This is a genomic window from Cyanobacteriota bacterium (assembly GCA_025054735.1).
In the GTDB taxonomy this organism is placed as follows: domain Bacteria; phylum Cyanobacteriota; class Cyanobacteriia; order SKYG9; family SKYG9; genus SKYG9.
Genome location: JANWZG010000578.1, coordinates 1 through 1828, shown reverse-complemented (window position 1 = coordinate 1828; position 1828 = coordinate 1). Strand labels below are relative to the sequence as shown.

The 1828-nt window shown below is 47.5% G+C and carries 3 protein-coding genes; all 3 read right to left on the bottom strand.

Translation table 11 applies throughout. From position 1 onward, the window contains the following. Positions 1-370 (bottom strand): methionine adenosyltransferase (locus NZ772_18330; GenBank protein MCS6815514.1); only part of this gene is annotated, 370 nt, incomplete at its 3' end. 65 nt (positions 371-435) lie between these two features. Next, positions 436-1176, bottom strand: coding sequence for an HAD family hydrolase (locus NZ772_18325; protein ID MCS6815513.1), 741 nt, complete (start codon positions 1174-1176; stop codon positions 436-438). Between the two features lie 22 nt (positions 1177-1198). Next, positions 1199-1828, bottom strand: a 630-nt coding sequence (locus NZ772_18320) for a S1 RNA-binding domain-containing protein (GenBank protein MCS6815512.1), incomplete at its 5' end; no start/stop codon positions are given.

Sequence of the window (1828 nt, the reverse complement as noted above, 5' to 3'; positions counted from 1 at the left end):
CAAAATACTCATCACTAGTTTGATAGCGAACCTCTCGCGCCACATCTACACCACGAGCAATATCAGGAGATTGAGTATCCAACGCTACTAAAACAGCACAGCTATTAGCGGAGAAGCCACTATCTGCTCCCAGATAGCCAATTTCAGTGATTTTCTGTCGAGCCAAATCAATGTAGTTGACCTGAGCTTTGGAAGTGATCTCTCCTGTAATTAGAACTAAACCTGTGTTCACCACAACTTCAGCGGCTACTCGGCTGGTTGGATCTTGAGTCAGTAAGGCATCAAGAATGGCATCTGAAATTTGGTCACAGATCTTATCAGGGTGACCTTCTGTTACGGATTCCGAAGTGAAAAAGTAACGACTGGACAAGGCAGGATCCTCTCTTTGCGTTGATTTGGTAAGCCAGCTACTATAAGTCCCGCAAATTATAGCATTCAGCCAAGCACCTTAATATCGCGAAATTCGCGGGCGATTGCATCAGCCTCCTTTGGCAAGCACGGAATCTGCCAACCCCACGTTACTCCGATACTTCCCAAAGCTCCCGCTAATTTTGCCATAATCATATCAGTTGACGAGTCACCAACCATAACTGCCCGTTGAGCATTAACCCCAAGCTGTTGACATGCCCAGTGAAATAATGCCGGATCTGGTTTTTTCAAGGCCGTATCCGTACCTAGGCAGGCTTGAACGTAAGGATGCAGACAGTTGGCTTGGACAAACGCTTCAACATTTACAGTTGAGTCTGACGAGAGAATACCAATACTTAGCCCAATTTGGTGCAACTGCTGTAGCAAGGGCACTACACCGGAAAAAACTGGAGTAGATGCGGCCTTTTCTGGCATCAGCTCGTCCGCTACTCCAAAAGCTTCATCCACCTTTTGCTCAGCCTGCTCTTTTGCCAAACCAGCCTGAACAAGGCAATTAACCGCAGCTATTTTATTTTCATGACGAGTGCCCACTGCTAACAATCCACCACCTTTCACAGCAGTTGTTGTCAGCCCAAAGCAGTCATTGAGTAATGCTGCGATGTCAGCGGAACCTTCAGCCAGCAACCGCGATCGTTCCCGGCCCAGAGCTAGCAGATATTGTTCTGAATCAGCTAGAGTACCATCTTTGTCGAAGATCACAGCCTCAACAGCAGTCGCTACAAATCGATCGCAGCAAATCTTTAGCATAGGCTGTAAGGCTAGAAACTAGCTACTCATCGTCAGTAGCAGCCGGAATTTCCTCAACTTCTAGCTCCACATCGCTATCGACAGAAACAGTATCTTCTGCCACAGGAAGAGGCATAGATGCTAGCCCTTGTTGCTTAGCCAGCAGTTGCTCTCGATATTTAGCAGCCATCTCTTCAGCTCTCTCGTAGACCGCTTGTGGATTCTTAACCATGTCCCCTGGCTCTGGTTCAAGCTGCTTTGTTGACAGCGAAATCCGACCTCTTTCTGCGTCTAGGTCAATAATCATAACCTTAAGCTCATCATTAACATTGAACACACTGTGAGGTGTATCAATGTGATCATGAGAAATTTCGGAAATATGCAACAGTCCGCTAACACCACCAATATCAATAAACGCACCGTAGGGTTTGATACCGCGCACCGTACCAATAACGACCTCACCAACCTCTAGGCGGTTCATCTTGCGCTCAACCAAAGCACGACGGTGGCTAAGGACTAGTCGATTGCGATCTTCATCTACCTCCAGAAACTTCAAGGGCAGTTCTTCGCCCAGCAGATCTTCCTTCGGCTTGCGAGTGCTGATATGTGAACCGGGGATAAATCCGCGCAGTCCCTCAATTCTTACCAGAGCACCACCTCTGTTCGTTGCAAA